Raw genomic sequence first — 15,957 nt, forward strand, 5'->3', positions numbered from 1 at the left:
GTGCTGGCCGGGCTGGCGGCCGCCGCCGTGCTGCCCGCCGGTGTCCTGGCCGCGCTGCTGGCCCCTGTGCTGGCGCGCGTCCTGCCGGGGGCCGACCGGGTCGAGCCCACCGTCATGACCTGGGTCGTCGCCCTCGGGGCCACGATCGCGGCGATGCTGGTCGTCACCCTGACGGCGCTGGCCGGCTCGGTCGGGGGTCACGGTCGCACCTCACGCATGATCGACGCCGTCCTGCTGCTGCTGGCGGCCCTGGCCTGGTGGCGCCTGCGGGGAGCCGGGGACGAGCAGCGCGCCGATGCGCTGTCCGTGGTCGCGCCCGCGCTGGTGGTCCTCGGGCTCGCGCTCGTGGCGATGCGCCTCGCCCCCGTGCTCGGCCGACTCGTCGCGCGCGCGGCCGGGCGATCTCGTGGCCTGGCTGCCGCCTGGGCCGCGTGGGGCACCCGTCATCCCTCGCCCGAGAGCCTCGGCACCCGCCTTCTCGCCGTGGTGACGGCCGCGGTGGCAGCCCTCACCGTCACCCAGCTGGCCAGCAACGACCAGCTGATCCAGGACCGGGCGGTGCGAGAGGTCCCGGCGCCCGTCGTGGTCACGTTGGCGCCCGACGCGGGCCACGCGGCCGAGGTCGCCCGCGGCCTGGGCGGGACGACGACCTCGGTGTGGTCCGAGCAGGTCACGGGAGTCGGCGGTGCCGAGGCGACGCTGCTCGGCGTCGACCTGAGCGACGCCGTGATCGCCGACCCCACCTTGGTGCCCGACCCCGCCGGCGCGCGCGCCCAGCACGACACCTGGCAGTCGACCCTCCACGGCCTGCGAGCCGCCCCTGCCCCGCCCCCCGTTCCTGCGATCCCGTCGACATCCTCGGCCACGACCACGTCTGCACCATCGGCCACCACGTCGGCGGCACCGTCGGTCCAGCCCACCGCGCCCTTGTCCGCGGGCGCGCCCTCTCCCGCGGGCGCGCTCACCCTCGAGGCCACGGTCGTCGGCACCCTGGAGTCGCTCGAGGACAGGTCCGGCCTGCCCGAGCTGCAGCTGTTGCTCGACGACGGCGAGGGCTACCGCCACGCCCTCGCGCTCACTGCCGGGACGCCGAGCACCCAGGTCAGCTATCGCGGCACCCTCGGCACCGGTGTGGGGCGCGCTGTCCCCGAGCCGCTCGAGCTCGTCTCCGCCACCATGCTCTATCCCCCTGCCGACATGACCCTCCGTTCCCTCACCGTCCGCCGGCCGGACGGGTCGCGCACCTCCCTGCTGCCCGCTCCGGTCCCGCTGACCACCACGACCGAGGGCAGCCGAGGCCTGAGCGCCGAGGCGGTGGTGGCGAAGCCGCGCGTCGACCCGGTCCCCGCCGTCCTCTCGCGCGGACTCGCAGAGGCCCTCGAGGCCCGGCCGGGGCAGACCGTCGAGCTGCCGGTCGCCGGTCGCACGGTCCGGTTGCGCGTGACTCGGGTGGTCGACCGGGTCCCTGGCCAAGGCGATGCGCAGCGCGCTGCTCTGGTGGACCTGCGGACGCTGCAGACCACGGGTGCCAGGGGGAGCTCCGGGGCCGACCTCCTGCTCCCACCCCTCGAGCCCGGGCAGGTGTGGGGGACGCGCGTCCCCGACCCGGCATCCGCGCCGCAGGCCGGGCAGGGCGGGGTCCTCACCGTCGCCACGCAGGCCGAGACGCTCGCCCGACTCCGCTCCGACGTAGCCCCCGCTGCCCTGCGGGGTGTGCTCGCCCTGCTGCTGACGGCCAGCGCAGCGCTCGCGGTCGTCGCGGGTCTCGCGGGGACGGCGGCGGCGGCCCGGGCCCGCCAGCGCGACCGGGCGGTCCTCCACGCGCTCGGGGTGCCTGCCGCGCTGCTGCGCCGATCCGTGTGGGGGAGCGAGCTCGCCCAGGTGCTCGTCGCGGTCCTGACGGGCACCGCGGTCGGGCTGCTCGCCGCCGTCGTCGTCATCCCCGCCTGGTCCGTCGAGGGGGCCGGCACCACTCCCGTCGTGCCCTGGGGCCAGGTCGTCGCAGCGGCCGGTGCGCTGGCGGCCGCGCTGTGGCTGACCGGGCTGCTCGCGCTGCGGCCGCCGGCGCGCAGCTGGTCGAGCCTGCTGCGCGAGGGGGACACGGCATGAGGCGGCCAAGCCTGCGGGGCAGAGGGGGAGACGTGATGACCTGGTCTCGCCTGGTGCTTGCGTCAGCCCGCACGACGCGCGGGCTGACGCTCCTCACGGCCCTGGTCGTCGCCGTCACGACGGCCCTGGTGACCATGCTGCCGGCGTTGACCGACCGCGCCTCGCGCGACTGGCTCGGCGAGAGCCTGCGCCGGGCTCCGGTGATGGGCCGCTCGGTCCTGGTCACCCTGCCCACCGGCATCGGCGCAGGGTTCCCGGGCGGTGATCCAGCCGCGCCGTTCGCCCGTGTCGCGACGTCCGTGCAACGGCTGTGGGGCCCGGAGACCTCTCAGCTCTACGGCCCTGTCCGGCCGATGGCCGCGACCAACGACGCGCAACCGCTCGCGCCCACCCCCCAGGGCGTCGTTCGCAGCGGGCAGCTCGTGCTGACGCCGGCCTTCGAGTCCCGGGTGCGCTGGACCGCCGGACGGGCACCGCGCCCCTCGGCCGAGCGCCACGTGCTGCCGCCCGCGCCGGCGACCGAGGACCTCAGCGTGCAGACGGCCGGACCGGGGCTGCCGGACCCGGCGACGCTGCCCCCGGAGACCATCCCCACCCTCGAGGTGGGACTGTCCACGGTCGCCGCCGACTCGTGGGGCACCAAGGTCGGCGAGCGGTGGACCATGCCAGCCGCCTCGGGGACGGCGACCCGGCTGCACCTGCTGGTCTCAGGCATCTACGAGCCCACCGACCCCCGCGACGACCTCTGGCAGTGGATGCCTCAGCTCGCCGGGATCAGCCTGATCGAGGAGGGCGGCGCCAACGGTGGCGTCCAACCTGCGGTCGGGCTCGTCCTCTCGCCGGACGTTCACCAGCAGGTCGTCGCCATCTCCGCGCTCAGCAACACCGTGAACTACTCCTGGACCTGGCGCGTCGACGACCGACGCGTCCGACCGGCCGACCTCCCGGCACTCACGAGCGGGCTCGCCCGGGTGGCCTCGGCGCCGAGCGAGGTCACGGACGGGGCGGTGTCGGTCCGCTCGACCCTCTCCGGCACGTTGTCGTCGTGGCGGGACGGGGTGCGCGCCACGCGGCTCGTCGACGGCACCGTCACAACCGGTCTGCTGGTGCTGGCGGCGGCGCTCGCCGTGCTCCTCGCCCGCCTGCGCACCGAGCGACGGCGGCGGGACGACGACCTGCTCCGATCACGTGGGGCCTCGATGAGCCGGCTCGGCCTCCTGGCGGCCCTGGACGTGAGCATGCCGGTCGTCCTCGGCGCGGCGCTGGGATGGGGCGTCGCCGCGCTCACCACCCAGTCCGTCCTGCCTCCCTGGTGGGCCCTGGGGCTGGCCGCAGCAGCCGTCCTCGCGCACGTCGGTGCCACGGTCCTCGGGGCGCGGGATCGTGGCCGCGGGCAGCGGGGCGGGCGGCTCGCGCGGGTCGGGGCCGCCTCCAGGCTGGCGCCAGTGCTGGCACTCGTGGCGCTGGCCGTGCTGGCCGTGATCACCGTGCGCCAACGGCCGGCCGAGCCGACCACACCTCGCGACGACCTCATCACCGCTGGCCGCGCTGCGCAGCTGAGCACGGGCGACATCACCCCCGACCCCCTCGTCCAAGCCGTGCCCGCGCTCGTGGCGGTGGTGGTGGGCCTGCTGCTCCTGGCACTGGTGCGCGCCGCGTCCAGCGTCGCCGCCCGCATCGTCGACCGTCGCCCGGGCGGACGCAGCTGGCTGGGGCTGACGCAGGCGGCCCGCGCGGGTGGCGCCTCGCGGCTGCCGCTCGTGGCTCTCACGGTGGCCGCGGCACTCGCGGTCCTGACCTCCACGCTCGGCCACACCTTGGTCCAGGCCCGCGAGCTGCAGACCTGGCGCGAGGTGGGAGCCGACGCGCAGGTGACCGGATCGCGCCTCGACGCGTCCGTCGTCGAGACCGTCCGGCGCAGGCCGGGGGTGCAGTCCGTGGCCGCCCTGGGGGAGACCAGCGGACAGCTGCTCTCGGACAGCACCGGCGCGGACGCACGGGCGCAGGTGGCGGTCCGCGTCGGCTCCGTCCAGGAGGTCGCCTCCGTGCGAGCCGGTACGCCGATCGCCGTGCACGAGGCGTCGACGTCCACGGCGACCCCCACGTCGACGTTTACTGCGACCTCCACGGCGACCTCCACCTCGACCTCCCCGCAGGGCGACGGGGTCACCCTCGTGGTGGGGCGTGACCGGCCGGTCCTGCACCAGCCCGGGCTGCGGATCGAGATCAACCGGCGCTCGGCCCCCGTCCGCACGGTGGTGGTCGACGAGAGCCTGCAGGACACCACGACGCAGCTGATCGCCCTGGCGCCGCGCGACCAGGTCGAACGCCTGACGGGATCACCGGTCCCCACGACCACCCTTCTCGTGCGCGCCACCCCCGTCGCGTCCGCCTCGCTCGTGGCCGAGGCACGGACGCTGAGCCCGCTGGTCGAGCAGGCCGTCGACCGCACGACGGTGGCCGCCCGCGCCGCCGACCAGCCGCTCTCGCGCCACGTGCTGCTCGTCGTCCTGCTCACGTCGCTCGCGGCGGCACTCCTGGCCGCGCTCGCGGCCTATGCCCTCACCGCCGCGACGGCAGCGGCGCGTCGACAGCTCCTCGCGCGGGCCCGGGTGCTCGGCATGCCCGCGCGCGACCGGCATACGGTCGTGCTCGTCCAGGTGCTGCCGCCCGCCCTGGCCGCCGTGGTCACGGGCCTGGCCACCGGGCTCGGCCTGCCTTGGCTGCTCCCTCGGCTGGTCGACCTGGCACCCTTCGCGGGCGGGGAGGCCTATCCGAGGCTCGTCCCGTCCTGGCCAACGGTCGCCGCCATCGCGATCGGCCTGTCCGTGCTGGTCAGCGCCGTCGTGGCGCTCGACCTGCGATCCGCCACCAGACTCAGCCTCACGCGCCACCTCAGGGCAGGAGACCAGTGATGACGACGACCCAGACCGAGGCGGAGCGGGGCAGACCGCTCGTCGAGTGCGACAACGTCGTGCGCATCTTCACGTCCGAAGGTGTCGAGGTGGTGGCGCTGCAGGGGCTCGACCTGTCCGTCGCCGCCGGTGAGCTCGTCGCCGTCGTCGGTGCGTCCGGCAGCGGCAAGTCGACCCTGCTGCGCGTGCTCTCGGGGCTGGACCGGCCCACCGCCGGGGCCGCGAGGGTCGCGGGGCACGACCTCGTCGCCATGCGGCGTCGCGAGCGGCTGCGCTTCCGCCGCGAGACGGTCGGGTTCCTCTACCAGCAGGCGAGCGACAACCTGCTGCCCTATCTCACGGCCGCCGAGAACGTAGCCGTCCCGATGCGCCTGGCGGGTCGTCCTCGGGAGGAGGTCGGGGGCCGGGTGAGTGACCTGCTGGGCCTGCTCGGGCTCGCGGAGTGCGCCGACCGCCGGCCCGCCGAGCTGTCCGGCGGGCAGCAGCAGCGGGTCGGGCTGGCCGTGGCCCTGGCCAACCACCCGCAGGTCCTGCTCGCCGACGAGCCCACCGGCGAGCTCGACACCCGCACGGCCGACGACGTCTTCGCCGCCATCCGCACAGCCAACGCCGAGCTCGGCGTCACGGTCGTCGTGGTCACCCACGACCAGGCGGTGTCGGGGCAGGTCCAGCGCACCGTCGGCATCCGCGACGGACGCACCAGCTCGGAGGTGCTGCGGCGCACCGAGGTCGACGCCGAGGGGCGCTCGGCCCTGGTCAGCGAGGAGTATGCCGTGCTCGACCGGGCTGGACGCCTGCAGCTGCCCCGGGAGTTCACCCACGCGCTCGAGCTGCGGGACCGCGTGCGGCTGGACCTCGAGAGCGACCACATCGGCGTCTGGCCGGGTCACGACGGGGCCACGCCCCGGACACGACGTGAGCGAGCCGCTCTCACCGAGGACACAGAGCACACCGAGGACACCGGGCACACCGGGCACACCGGAGACAACGGGTACACCGCAGACACCGAGGGCGAGCCAGGGAGGCACCGGCGCCATGACTGAGACGACCGACCTGATGATCGAGCTGCGCGCAGTGGCCAAGAGCTTCGGCACGGGGGCGGGCGCGGTGCACGCCCTGCAGGGGATCGACCTGGCCGTGCCGCGCGGCGAGCTGCTGGCCGTCCGCGGGCGGTCCGGCTCGGGCAAGACCACGATGCTCCACGTCGCCGGCGGCCTGGACGACGCCGACGAGGGCGAGGTCCGCGTCGACGGCGTCGACGTGCGCGCCCTGGACGAGGCGGGCCGGCTCAGGCTGCGCCGCGAGCACGTGGCCTACGTGTTCCAGTCGTTCGGGCTCGTGCTCGAGCTCACCGCCGCCGAGAACGTCTCCGTGCCGCTGCGGCTGACCCGGACCGACCCGGGGGAGCGGGACCGTCGCGTGGCCGAGGTGCTCGAGCGGGTCGGCCTCGGACCGCACGCGCGACAGACGCCGCGCCAGCTCTCGGGCGGGCAGCAGCAGCGCGTGTCCCTCGCCCGGGCCCTCGTCGGTGAGCCGGCCGTGCTCCTCGCCGACGAGCCCACGGGGCAGCTCGATTCCGAGACGGCGCGCGAGGTGATGACGCTCATCGTGCAGCTGGTGCGGGAACGGGGCATGACCGCGGTGGTCACCACCCACGACCCGATGATCGTGGCCTATGCCGACCGGGTGCTTGAGCTCGTCGACGGGCGGCTGCACGCGACCGAGCCGCTGCCCGCCTGACGCGTCAGCGGGTGAGCGGGCGAATAGGTGAGCAGGTGAGCCGGGCAGCCGGTGGGCGGGTCAGGCGCCGTACTCCTCGTCGGTGACGTGGTCCAGCCAGGTCACGACCTCGCCCTGGTCGTCCGCCTCCTGGATCGCGACGTGCGCCATGAAGCGGTCCGGCGTCGCGCCGTGCCAGTGCTCCTCGCCCGGCTCGATGTAGACGACGTCCCCCGGGCGGATCTCGCGCACCTCGCCGCCACGGCTCGCGACATACCCGATGCCGTCGGTGACGTAGAGCGTCTGGCCCTTGGGGTGGGTGTGCCACGCGGTGCGGGCGCCCGGCGTGAACCGCACGTGCGCGCAGCCCACCGCGGACTGCTCGTCCGGGTTGCGGATCCCGTCGATGTAGACCGCGCCGCTGAACCAGTCCTGCGGCCCGGGGGCGGACTGCCCGCCGCTCCGCGTGAACCTCATGCGATCTCTCCTCGTCCTGCTGGTGATGGCGCAGCTGCTGGAGCTGTCGATGGTGGTGGCGTCCACGACGGTGGGGTGCCTCCGTCCCATCCTCGCCCCGCCACCGCCCACAGTGCCACGTCGCAGACGGCCATCCCGGCCGCGCACCAGAACGGTGCCTTGCCACGACCGCCGAGGACGCCCGCCGCGAGCGCAGCACCGAGCCCCACCGCGACGCGTGCGGATCGAGCGGGTGGGCGCGCCCCGGCCAGCACGGCGAGCTGGGCGCCGGCCAGCCCAGCCACGGCCTGGGCCCGCAGCGACGCCGGGGACCACCGGTGCGGGTAGCCGCGCACCCCGGTGGCGGCGTCGTCGTCGAGGTCGGGCAGGACGTTCAGCAGGTGGGCGGAGCAGCCGAGAAGCGCGCCGGCGACCGTCTGCCACAACGGCGCCGGGCCCTGGCGCGGACCACCTCTGGTCAGATGCGGCACGTGCGGAAGCCCCCCGAAGGCCACGGCATACGGCAGGATCGAGGCGGTCGAGCGCTTGAGACCAGCGTTGTATGCCCAGCCCGACCCGACGACGAGGACCACATGGACGACTCCGGCAGCACCACCGCACCTGCTCGACAGGAGCAGACAGGCACCAGCGGCCACCCCGAGGGCCCGGCGGACCACCCTCGCCGCCCCCGGATCGGCGGCGAGCGGCTTGTCGACGCGTCCCGCGACCCGGTCGCGCCCGGCGTCGAGCAGGTCATTGCTCCAACCGATGGTCAGCTGCCCGGACAGGACGGTCGCGCCCACGAGCAGGACCCGTCGGCGGGGCAGACCGCAGCCGACCGCGAGGGCCGTGGTGAGGCCGGTGACGACCGCGGTCGGGCCCGGATGGCAGGTGGTCGCCAGCAAGGACAGCAGGGGAGCGGGCATGAGCCCACGCTAGGCCCGGGCGGCCTCGGGCGGAGGCCTGCGCTCCCCAGCGCCGTGGTGGCCGTCCGCGGGGCGCTGCCGCCGCACCGCTACTCTCAGCACGAGATCACCGACGCGGTGGCGGAGTTCACCGGTGCCGCGTCCGGTGCCCGGCGTCGGATGCTCGACCAGGTGCACGCCAACGCGGGGGTGCGGACACGGCACCTGGCCCTGCCGCTCGAGCGCTACGTGGGACTGGCGGACTTCGGCGAGGCCAACGACGCCTTCATCGAGGCGGCGGTCGAGCTCGGGTGCCAGGCCGTCGAGGCGGCCCTCGCCGAGGCGGGGCTCGCACCGCGCGACGTGGACCTGCTCGTCAGCGCCACCGTCACGGGTCTCGCCGTGCCGTCGATCGACGCGCGGATCGCCGCGCGCCTGCGCATGCGGTCCGACGTGCGGCGCGTGCCGCTCGTCGGCCTGGGGTGCGTCGCGGGAGCGGCCGGGATCGCCCGCGTGCACGACCATCTCGTCGGTCATCCCGCGCACGTGGCCGTGCTGGTCGCGACGGAGATGTGCAGCCTCACCGTGCAGCGGGACGACACCACGCCCGCCAACATGGTGGCCAGCGGCCTCTTCGGGGACGGAGCAGCGGCCGTGGTGATGCTCGGCGCCGACCGGGCCGCCGAGCGGGCGACCGACCAGGGAGCACCAGACCGGTCGTCCGGCTCGACGCCCACCCGGCCCGAGGTGCTGGACACCCGTTCGCGGTTCTACGACGACACCGAGCGCGCCATGGGCTGGGACGTCGGCGCCACGGGGCTGCGGATCGTCCTCGGCGTCGAGGTGCCCGAGCTGGTGCGCTCGCACGTCCGCGAGGACGTCGACGGGTTCCTGGCGCTGCACGACCTCACGCGTGACGACATCGAGTGGTGGGTCGCGCACCCCGGCGGCCCCAAGGTCCTCGAGGCCATGCAAGAGGCGCTCGAGGTGCCCCGCGACGCCCTCGGCGTCACCTGGGACTCCCTCGCCGCGATCGGCAACCTGTCCTCGGCGTCGGTGCTGCACGTCCTCGCCGACACGCTCCGGACCCGCCCACCACGGCCCGGGTCGCTGGGGATGCTGCTCGCCATGGGCCCCGGCTTCTGCCTCGAGATGGTCCTGCTGCGGGCGCCCGAGGACGCCCGATGAGGAGCCAGACGGCGTATGCCGGACTGGTCGCCGTCGTCGCGGCCGAGCGCCTCGCGGAGCTGGTGGTGTCGCGCCGCAACGCTGCCTGGTCCCTCGCCCAGGGCGGGCACGAGGTGGGGCGCGAGCACTACCCGGCCATGGTGGCCCTGCACACCGGGCTGCTCGGGGCGTGCCTCGCCGAGATGCACTGGGGCGGGCGGCGGTTCGGGCGCGGCGGGTGGGTCGCCCTCGCCGGCGTCGGCGCCGCCCAGGCCTTGCGCTGGTGGTGCATCCGCACCCTCGGTCCGCAGTGGAACACGCGCGTGATCGTGGTGCCCGGCGCCTCCCGGGTCACGGGCGGCCCCTACCGCTACCTGGACCACCCCAACTACGTCGCCGTCGTCGTCGAGGGCGTCGCCCTGCCGATGGTGCACGGGTCCCGTTGGACTGCAGCGGGATTCACGATCGCCAACGCCGCCCTGCTGGCTCGCCGCATCCGGGTCGAGGAGCAGGCGCTGCGCGCGCTGGACGAGACGGCCTGACGGTGGCGAGGGACCCCCGAGCACCAGGCACCGGGGCCGACGCTCACGCCAGGGCGGACGTGGATCTGGTCGTCGTCGGCGGCGGGCCGGTCGGGCTCGTCGCGGCGCTGCACGCGGCGCGGCTCGGGATGAGCGCCGTCGTCGTCGAGCCCCGCCCGTCGCCGGTGGACAAGGCCTGCGGCGAGGGGATCATGCCGGCCGGCGTGGCCGAGCTCGCGGCTCTCGGGGTCCACCCGGACGGTCACCCGATCCGGGGCATCCGGTATGTCGACGGCAGGTCCCTCGACGGGCGCGGCCCATCTGCCGACGCACCGGTCGGGCCGCGGCCTGGGCTCGGCGTGCGCCGCACGACCTTGCACGCCGCCCTGACCCGGGCCACGGAGGCGGCGGGGGACGGCATACGGCAGGTGCAGGATCGCGTCGTGGACCTGGCCCAGGACGACGGCGGGGTCACGGTGGGGCTGGCCGGGGGAGGCGAGGTGCGCGCCGGGCACGTGGTGGCGGCCGACGGGCTGCTCTCGCCGACGCGACGGCTGCTCGGGCTCGACCGTCCGTCGCGGGCGCCGCGGAGGCGTGGGCTGCGACGGCACTACCGGGTCGCGCCGTGGACGGACCACGTGGAGGTCCACTGGGGGCGGTCCTGCGAGGCCTATGTCACGCCGGTCGCCGAGGACGTCGTGGGGGTCGCGGTGCTGACCGGTCGCGTCGGGGGCTTCCTGGAGCACCTCGCCGAGATCCCTAGGTTGGCAGACAGGTTCGCGGGCGCCGAGCCTCTGGACGAGGTGCGCGGTGCGGGACCGTTGCGGCAGCGCGCGGCGCGTCAGGTTGCCGGTCGGGTGCTGCTGGCCGGCGACGCCGCGGGCTACGTCGACGCGCTGACGGGGGAGGGGCTGACGCTCGGGTGGCGACAGGCGAGGGCCGCCGTGGAGGCCGTCGCGGCCGGTGACCCCAGCCGCTACGAGGCGCACTGGCACACCATCGGGCTGCCCGCCCGGGCGCTCACGGGCGGGCTCGTCGTGGCCACGCGATCGGCGTTCGTGCGACGACACCTGGTCACGGCTGCGGCCCACGTGCCGTGGGTCTACCGATCGGCCGTCCGGGTCGTCGCGTCCTAGGCGAGCGGTCGCGACCGGCATGCCCGAGAGTGCCCCGACGGCGGCTCCGCCGGATCTGCCTGAGGTCGTCACATCGACCTGGCGTGCCAACCCGGGCGGACGTGACTACCTGAGGTAGGGCTGCTCGGGGATGAAGGAGGGGTCGTGCGTGCCGACCTTGCGCGCCGCCGCGAGGTGCCCGCCGAGGAAGCCGCCCGCCCCCACGGCGCCGAGCGCGACGAGCCCGAGGGCCGCGCCGAGCCGGTGCTGACCGTTGCGCCTCGCCACCCACGACGCGACCTGCAGCCCGGCACCGGCGCCGTTGGCGATGGCGTGGACCACCCCGACGCGGCGGGAGCGGGTGTCGGTCTCGGCATACTCCGACCAGCCCGACAGCGCGGCCGGCACGGCCGCCAGCACGCCGACGCCGGTCAGCAGGCGGGCCCCGTCGCGCGAGGCGTCGTCGCCGGCCAGGTCGAGCAGGGTCGCGCTCATCCACGTGCCCATGGGTACCTCGACGAGCAGGGGGTGCAGCGCGTGGCCGAGCCAGGCGCCCTGCAGCACCTGGCGCCGCAGGTCGTCGGCGACGATCGCCCCGGAGACGCGATCGCCCACCGCCACGACGGGGTCGAGCGCGGTGGAGCTCTCGATCTCGTGGAGGGGTGAGGCGAGCGGGGTGCGGGGGCGCGTCGTCGGCTGGTCGGTCCGGCTGGTGTCGTGGGTCATGAGGACTCCTGGTGGTCGAGGGCGGTATGACGGGACGGGTGGGCGCAGCGGTCAGGCGCGCACGTGACGAGACCGCAGCTCGGGCAGGACCTCCTTGCCGTACGCCTCGATCATCTCGGCGTAGCGCGGCCCCATGTTGGCGACGTAGACGTCGTCGAACCCGGCCTCGACGAACGGCGTGAACGCGTCGACGTGCTCCCGCACGGAGTCGCCGAAGGTCGCCGACCCCGCGATCTTGTCGCGGGTCACGAGCTCGGCCGCCTGCTCGAAGTGCTGGGGGCTCGGCAGCACCTGGCTCAGCTCGCCCGGCACCCCCGCGTTGGGCCACAGGCGGTAGGCGTCGTCGATGGCCTGCTCCTTGTCCGAGCCCCAGCCGACCTTGAAGCCCGCCTGGGTCGGGGCGTGGGCGCCCTTGGCCTGGCGGAAGGTCGAGACCCCCTCGGCGTCGGGCATGACCGAGATGAAGCCGTCGCCGACGCGGCAGGCCAGGTCCAGCGCCTTGGGCCCGAACGCCGAGACGTAGATCTGCGGCAGCTCCTCAGGCAGGGAGTAGATCCGGGCCGTGTCGACCGTGTAGTGGACGCCCTCGTGGGACACGACCTCGCCGGTCCACAGGCGCCGGATCAGGCCGATCGCCTCCTCGAGCATCTCCAGGCGCAGGTCGGCGTGCGGCCAGACGTCGCCGAGGATGTGCTCGTTGAGCGCCTCGCCGGAGCCGACGCCAAGAGTGAAGCGGCCGGGGCCGAGGAGCGCGGCGCTGGTGGCGGCGGCCTGCGCGATGATCGCCGGGTGGATGCGCACGGTCGGGCAGGTCACGGCCGTCGTCACCGGGAGGTCGCAGACCTGGCTGATCGCGCCGATCGCGGACCACACGAAGGCGGACTCGCCCTGCTCGTTGGTCCAGGGGTGGAAGTGGTCGCTGATCCACAGGGCGTCGAAGCCTGCCTCCCCGGCGAGGCGGGCCTGCTCGACGATCTCGGTGGGGGAGTACTCCTCGCAGGACAGGAAGTAGCCGATGCGCTTCACGGTCGCGTCTCCTTGGTCGTGGGCTGACGCTCTCATCCCACCAGGGCGGCCGGGCCGGGGGGAGGTTGTCAGCCGGGAGACTCGACGGTCGCTCGACGCCCGCGGTCAGCGGGCGAGCACCGTGCCGGCCCCGCGGTCGGCGGCCCGGTCCGCGACGTATGCCGCGAAGACGACGTCGGTCGCCGCGATGCCGAGGTTCTGGCAGACGAGCCGTCCGGCAGGCCGAGGCTGACGGATCGCGTCGCCCGTCCACCCGGTGGCCGGCGGATAGTCGGCGGCGAGCTTGGCCGGGGCGACGGCGGCCAGCTGCTCGACGTCGTCCGAGACCAGGGTCGCCTCGCGGGCGAGCCGGCTGCCGACGCTGCTCGAGTAGTCCAGCGGCAGCAGCAGCGCGTCCTCGCGCACCCACCCCGGGTCCAGCTCCTGGCCGCGCAGGCCGATGCTCAACCCCGTGATGACGGTGCCGGCGCCCTCGACCGCGGCCCTCGGGTCGTCGGTGACCTCGAGCCTCAAGGTGGGCACGGCCTCGGCCGCCCACGCCGACAGGTCCTCGCGCGCCTCGGGGCGGCGGGCGTAGACCCGGGTCTCGGCATACCCCAGGGCCTCCAGCACCAGCAGGTGCGACCGCGCCTGGACCCCCGCGCCGAGGAACGCGACGGGCGACGACCGGTCACCGAGCGCGTCGAGGCAGGCGCCGCTGACGGCGGCGGTCCGCTGAGCGGTGAGGGCGGCGGCCCCCATCAGGGCCCGCGTCTCGCCGGTGCGGGCGTCGCTGAGGATCATCACGCCCTGGGCGGTGGGCAGGCCGCGGGCGGGGTTGTCGGGGACCAGGGTCACCCACTTGCACCCGAGCAGGTCTTCGTCGAGCACGGCCGCGGGCATCGCGTTGGCAAAGCCGTCACCGGCGAGGCGGACGGCCGGCTTGGGCGGCACCTGCGCGCGCCCCTCGGCCCGCGCCACGAGGGCTCGGCGCGCCAGCGAGACGGCGGTCCTCGGCTCGGGGAGCAGCCCCTGGACCTCGGCGTCGGACAGATATCTCAGCGGGCTCGGATCCATCCGTCGACCCTATCGAGGACCGATGCGCACCTTGCGTCTTCTGCGTCCTCGGCGTACTCGGACGCCGAAGGCCCCGCCACGCGGGGGACGCGGCGGGGCCTTCGGTCGTGAGCGGTCGGGGTCGGTCAGCGACCCCGGTAGCCCGGCACCTCCGGGTTGAACGCGGCGAGCGTCCAGCGGTCGAAGGAACGGAGCCAGGTCTTCATGCGAGTCATCGGGTGACCTCCTGTCGTCGGTGTGCATGGTGCGGGCACCCCGTTGTGTCACCACTGACAAGTATGACGAAGCCCGGCGTCATGACGCAAATATCATACGATTCAGGATGCGTCGCGCTGCCGACGCCAGGCAGGCGTGACCGGCATACTGCTGGGATGGTCCCTCCCGAGGTGCGCACCGCCCTCGACGCCCTGCGCCGACAGACCCTGGAGCGCGTCCGGGACCTGGAGCAGGACCGGTCGCGCATCGTCGACGCCAGCCGGTCCAGCAACGCCGACGACGAGCACGACCCCGAGGGCCAGACCATCGCCTGGGACCGCGAGCAGACCGCCGCGCTCCTGCGGGACGCGCGTGCCCGGCTCGCCGAGATCGGCGCCGCGACGGCCCGGCTCGACGGCGGGTGGGACGGGCGCTGCGAGGTGTGCGGCGAGCCCGTCCCCGCCGGACGGCTCGTCGCCCGCCCCACGACCGCCCGCTGCGTGCACTGCGCCTGAGCGCGACTCCCCACGAGCCGCCGATGCGGCCTACGGTGGCTGGCATGGAGTTTCGATACCTCGGCAACAGCGGTCTCAAGATCAGCGAGATCACCTACGGCAACTGGCTCACCCACGGCTCCCAGGTCGAGAACGAGACGGCGAAGCAGTGCGTGCGCGCCGCCCTCGACGAGGGGATCACGTCCTTCGACACCGCCGACGTCTATGCCAATACCAAGGCCGAGACCGTCCTCGGCGAGGCCCTCAAGGGCGAGCGGCGCGAGTCGCTGGAGATCTTCACCAAGGTCTACTGGCCGACCGGGCCCGGCGGTCACAACGACTGCGGACTGTCCCGCAAGCACGTGATGGAGTCGATCGACGGCTCGTTGCGCCGCCTGCAGACCGACTACGTCGACCTCTACCAGGCGCACCGGTTCGACACCGAGACGCCGCTGGAGGAGACGATGCAGGCCTTCGCCGACATCGTCCGGCAGGGCAAGGCGCTCTACATCGGCGTGAGCGAGTGGACCGCCGACCAGATCCGCGCTGGTCACGCCCTCGCCAAGGACCTCGGCATCTCGCTGGTCTCGAGCCAGCCGCAGTACTCCATGCTGTGGCGCGTCATCGAGCCCGAGGTCGTCCCCGCCTGCGAGGAGCTCGGCATCTCCCAGATCGTGTGGAGCCCCATGGCGCAGGGCGTCCTCTCCGGCAAGTACCTCCCCGGTCAGCAGCCGTCCTCGGACACCCGCGCCGGACACTCCGAGGCGGGCCAGAGCATGCGCGACCTCATGCGCGATGACGTGCTCGAGGCCGTGCAGCAGCTGGTCCCCGTCGCCAAGGACGCCGGGCTGACGATGCCGCAGCTGGCCGTCGCGTGGGTCCTGCAGAACGACAACGTGGCCGCCGCCCTGGTCGGGGCTTCCCGCCCGGAGCAGATCAAGGACAACGTCAAGGCCGCCGGGGTGCGTCTCGACGACGACATCCTGCGACGCATCGACGACGCGCTCGGCGGGGTCGTGCAGCGCGACGCCGGCCAGACCGCGGCCCGCGCCCCGCAGGGCCGCCCCTGCTGATGGAGCCGTTGACCGAGGAGGAGCTGGCCTTCCTGCAGGGATGCTTCGACCTGGCTCGCGACGGCGACCCGCAGCTGCCTCGTCTCGTCGACGAGGGTCTGCCGGTCAACCTGACCAACTCCAAGGGCGACACGCTGCTGATCCTCGCGGCGTACCACCAGCACGCGGAGCTCGTGTCGGCGCTGCTCGCGCGCGGCGCCGACACCGAGCGGGTCAACGACAACGGGCAGACCGCGCTGGCGTCGGCGTGCTTCCGCAGGAACGCGACGATCGTGGGTCTCCTGCTCGACGCCGGGGCCGACCCGGCGACGGGTGAACGCTCGGCGATCGCGATCTGCGAGTACTTCGACCTGCCCGAGATGCTCGAGCTGCTGCACGCGCCCGCCTAGCCCGCTGCCCCGGACCCACGCAGATCGTGAGGGTTTGGTCCAAGGATGTTGGACCAAACCCTCACGATGTTGGGGGAGGTGTCGAGGGGTG

14 protein-coding genes and 1 pseudogene are annotated in these 15,957 nt (G+C 74.5%); 10 read left to right on the forward strand and 5 right to left on the reverse strand.

Translation table 11 applies throughout. The annotated features are described in order from the left end of the window. From B2P18_RS10910 to B2P18_RS10925, 4 genes and pseudogenes are all read left to right on the forward strand, one after another. Positions 1 to 2,109 (forward strand): annotated as a pseudogene (locus B2P18_RS10910) (hypothetical protein); the annotation flags it as partial. 35 nt (positions 2,110 to 2,144) lie between these two features. Further along, positions 2,145 to 5,024 carry an FtsX-like permease family protein gene (locus B2P18_RS10915; RefSeq protein ID WP_286959137.1) on the forward strand — a complete coding sequence of 960 codons (2,880 nt, stop codon included), beginning with the start codon at positions 2,145 to 2,147 and terminating at the stop codon, positions 5,022 to 5,024. Further along, positions 5,024 to 6,067, forward strand: a complete 1,044-nt coding sequence (locus B2P18_RS10920) for an ABC transporter ATP-binding protein (RefSeq protein WP_239262404.1) — start codon at positions 5,024 to 5,026, stop codon at positions 6,065 to 6,067. Before B2P18_RS10915 ends, B2P18_RS10920 begins: the two co-directional genes overlap by 1 nt. Continuing rightward, the gene (locus tag B2P18_RS10925) at positions 6,060 to 6,764 is read left to right on the forward strand and encodes an ABC transporter ATP-binding protein (RefSeq protein WP_239262402.1); all 705 of its coding nucleotides are present in this window, start codon (positions 6,060 to 6,062) and stop codon (positions 6,762 to 6,764) included. Before B2P18_RS10920 ends, B2P18_RS10925 begins: the two co-directional genes overlap by 8 nt. A 60-nt stretch (positions 6,765 to 6,824) precedes the next feature. Here the strand turns inward: B2P18_RS10925 and B2P18_RS10930 are convergent, their stop codons facing one another. Together B2P18_RS10930 and B2P18_RS10935 are read right to left on the reverse strand one after the other, a co-directional pair. After that, entirely contained in the window at positions 6,825 to 7,220 is a 396-nt protein-coding gene (locus B2P18_RS10930) for a (R)-mandelonitrile lyase (protein ID WP_239262400.1), read from the reverse strand. Continuing rightward, positions 7,217 to 8,125, reverse strand: coding sequence for a UbiA family prenyltransferase (locus B2P18_RS10935; protein WP_286959156.1), 909 nt, complete (start codon positions 8,123 to 8,125; stop codon positions 7,217 to 7,219). The genes B2P18_RS10930 and B2P18_RS10935 overlap by 4 nt, the downstream gene beginning before the upstream one ends. Before the next feature lie 54 nt (positions 8,126 to 8,179). Here B2P18_RS10935 and B2P18_RS10940 point away from each other — a divergent pair, with 54 nt between their 5' ends. The 3 genes from B2P18_RS10940 to B2P18_RS10950 are packed head-to-tail and all read left to right on the forward strand — an operon-like array spanning position 8,180 to position 10,928. Beyond that, on the forward strand, positions 8,180 to 9,292 hold the full coding sequence (locus tag B2P18_RS10940) for a type III polyketide synthase (protein WP_029210563.1): 1,113 nt from the start codon (positions 8,180 to 8,182) through the stop codon (positions 9,290 to 9,292). Continuing rightward, the gene (locus tag B2P18_RS10945; protein ID WP_286959161.1) at positions 9,289 to 9,813 is read left to right on the forward strand and encodes an isoprenylcysteine carboxyl methyltransferase family protein; all 525 of its coding nucleotides are present in this window, start codon (positions 9,289 to 9,291) and stop codon (positions 9,811 to 9,813) included. Before B2P18_RS10940 ends, B2P18_RS10945 begins: the two co-directional genes overlap by 4 nt. Before the next feature lie 59 nt (positions 9,814 to 9,872). After that, positions 9,873 to 10,928 (forward strand): NAD(P)/FAD-dependent oxidoreductase, encoded by a 1,056-nt coding sequence (locus B2P18_RS10950; protein ID WP_019285769.1) that lies wholly within the window; start codon positions 9,873 to 9,875, stop codon positions 10,926 to 10,928. 105 nt (positions 10,929 to 11,033) lie between these two features. Here B2P18_RS10950 and B2P18_RS10955 read toward each other — a convergent pair whose 3' ends face one another. From B2P18_RS10955 to B2P18_RS10965, 3 genes are all read right to left on the reverse strand, one after another. Next, a complete protein-coding gene (locus B2P18_RS10955; RefSeq protein ID WP_286959168.1) occupies positions 11,034 to 11,633 on the reverse strand; it encodes a DUF2231 domain-containing protein in 600 nt (199 codons plus the stop codon). Positions 11,634 to 11,684: 51 nt separating this feature from the next. Then, a complete protein-coding gene (locus B2P18_RS10960; protein WP_286959177.1) occupies positions 11,685 to 12,659 on the reverse strand; it encodes a TIGR03557 family F420-dependent LLM class oxidoreductase in 975 nt (324 codons plus the stop codon). 105 nt (positions 12,660 to 12,764) lie between these two features. Continuing rightward, positions 12,765 to 13,715 (reverse strand): ornithine cyclodeaminase family protein, encoded by a 951-nt coding sequence (locus B2P18_RS10965; RefSeq protein WP_286959179.1) that lies wholly within the window; start codon positions 13,713 to 13,715, stop codon positions 12,765 to 12,767. 371 nt (positions 13,716 to 14,086) lie between these two features. Here B2P18_RS10965 and B2P18_RS10970 point away from each other — a divergent pair, with 371 nt between their 5' ends. Genes B2P18_RS10970 through B2P18_RS10980 form a run of 3 tightly spaced genes read left to right on the forward strand, consistent with a single transcriptional unit; the run spans position 14,087 to position 15,866 of the window. After that, positions 14,087 to 14,425, forward strand: coding sequence for a TraR/DksA family transcriptional regulator (locus tag B2P18_RS10970; RefSeq protein WP_286959181.1), 339 nt, complete (start codon positions 14,087 to 14,089; stop codon positions 14,423 to 14,425). A 44-nt stretch (positions 14,426 to 14,469) separates the two neighbouring features. After that, entirely contained in the window at positions 14,470 to 15,477 is a 1,008-nt protein-coding gene (locus B2P18_RS10975) for an aldo/keto reductase family protein (RefSeq protein ID WP_029210568.1), read from the forward strand. Then, a complete protein-coding gene (locus B2P18_RS10980; protein WP_205621812.1) occupies positions 15,477 to 15,866 on the forward strand; it encodes an ankyrin repeat domain-containing protein in 390 nt (129 codons plus the stop codon). The genes B2P18_RS10975 and B2P18_RS10980 overlap by 1 nt, the downstream gene beginning before the upstream one ends. Positions 15,867 to 15,957: the final 91 nt, after the last annotated feature.

The sequence above is a fragment of the Arsenicicoccus sp. UBA2120 genome (genome assembly GCF_002330965.1).
GTDB lineage: Bacteria > Actinomycetota > Actinomycetes > Actinomycetales > Dermatophilaceae > Arsenicicoccus > Arsenicicoccus bolidensis.

Bases quoted from the DNA above. Each gene is read 5' to 3' on its own strand.
- B2P18_RS10970 (WP_286959181.1), top strand. From the start codon at position 14,087: ATGGTCCCTCCCGAGGTGCGCACCGCCCTCGACGCCCTGCGCCGACAG.
- B2P18_RS10945 (WP_286959161.1), top strand. From the start codon at position 9,289: ATGAGGAGCCAGACGGCGTATGCCGGACTGGTCGCCGTCGTCGCGGCC.
- B2P18_RS10920 (WP_239262404.1), top strand. From the start codon at position 5,024: ATGACGACGACCCAGACCGAGGCGGAGCGGGGCAGACCGCTCGTCGAG.
- B2P18_RS10955 (WP_286959168.1), bottom strand. From the start codon at position 11,633: ATGACCCACGACACCAGCCGGACCGACCAGCCGACGACGCGCCCCCGC.
- B2P18_RS10930 (WP_239262400.1), bottom strand. From the start codon at position 7,220: ATGAGGTTCACGCGGAGCGGCGGGCAGTCCGCCCCCGGGCCGCAGGAC.
- B2P18_RS10980 (WP_205621812.1), top strand. From the start codon at position 15,477: ATGGAGCCGTTGACCGAGGAGGAGCTGGCCTTCCTGCAGGGATGCTTC.
- B2P18_RS10915 (WP_286959137.1), top strand. From the start codon at position 2,145: ATGACCTGGTCTCGCCTGGTGCTTGCGTCAGCCCGCACGACGCGCGGG.
- B2P18_RS10935 (WP_286959156.1), bottom strand. From the start codon at position 8,125: ATGCCCGCTCCCCTGCTGTCCTTGCTGGCGACCACCTGCCATCCGGGC.
- B2P18_RS10925 (WP_239262402.1), top strand. From the start codon at position 6,060: ATGACTGAGACGACCGACCTGATGATCGAGCTGCGCGCAGTGGCCAAG.
- B2P18_RS10975 (WP_029210568.1), top strand. From the start codon at position 14,470: ATGGAGTTTCGATACCTCGGCAACAGCGGTCTCAAGATCAGCGAGATC.
- B2P18_RS10965 (WP_286959179.1), bottom strand. From the start codon at position 13,715: ATGGATCCGAGCCCGCTGAGATATCTGTCCGACGCCGAGGTCCAGGGG.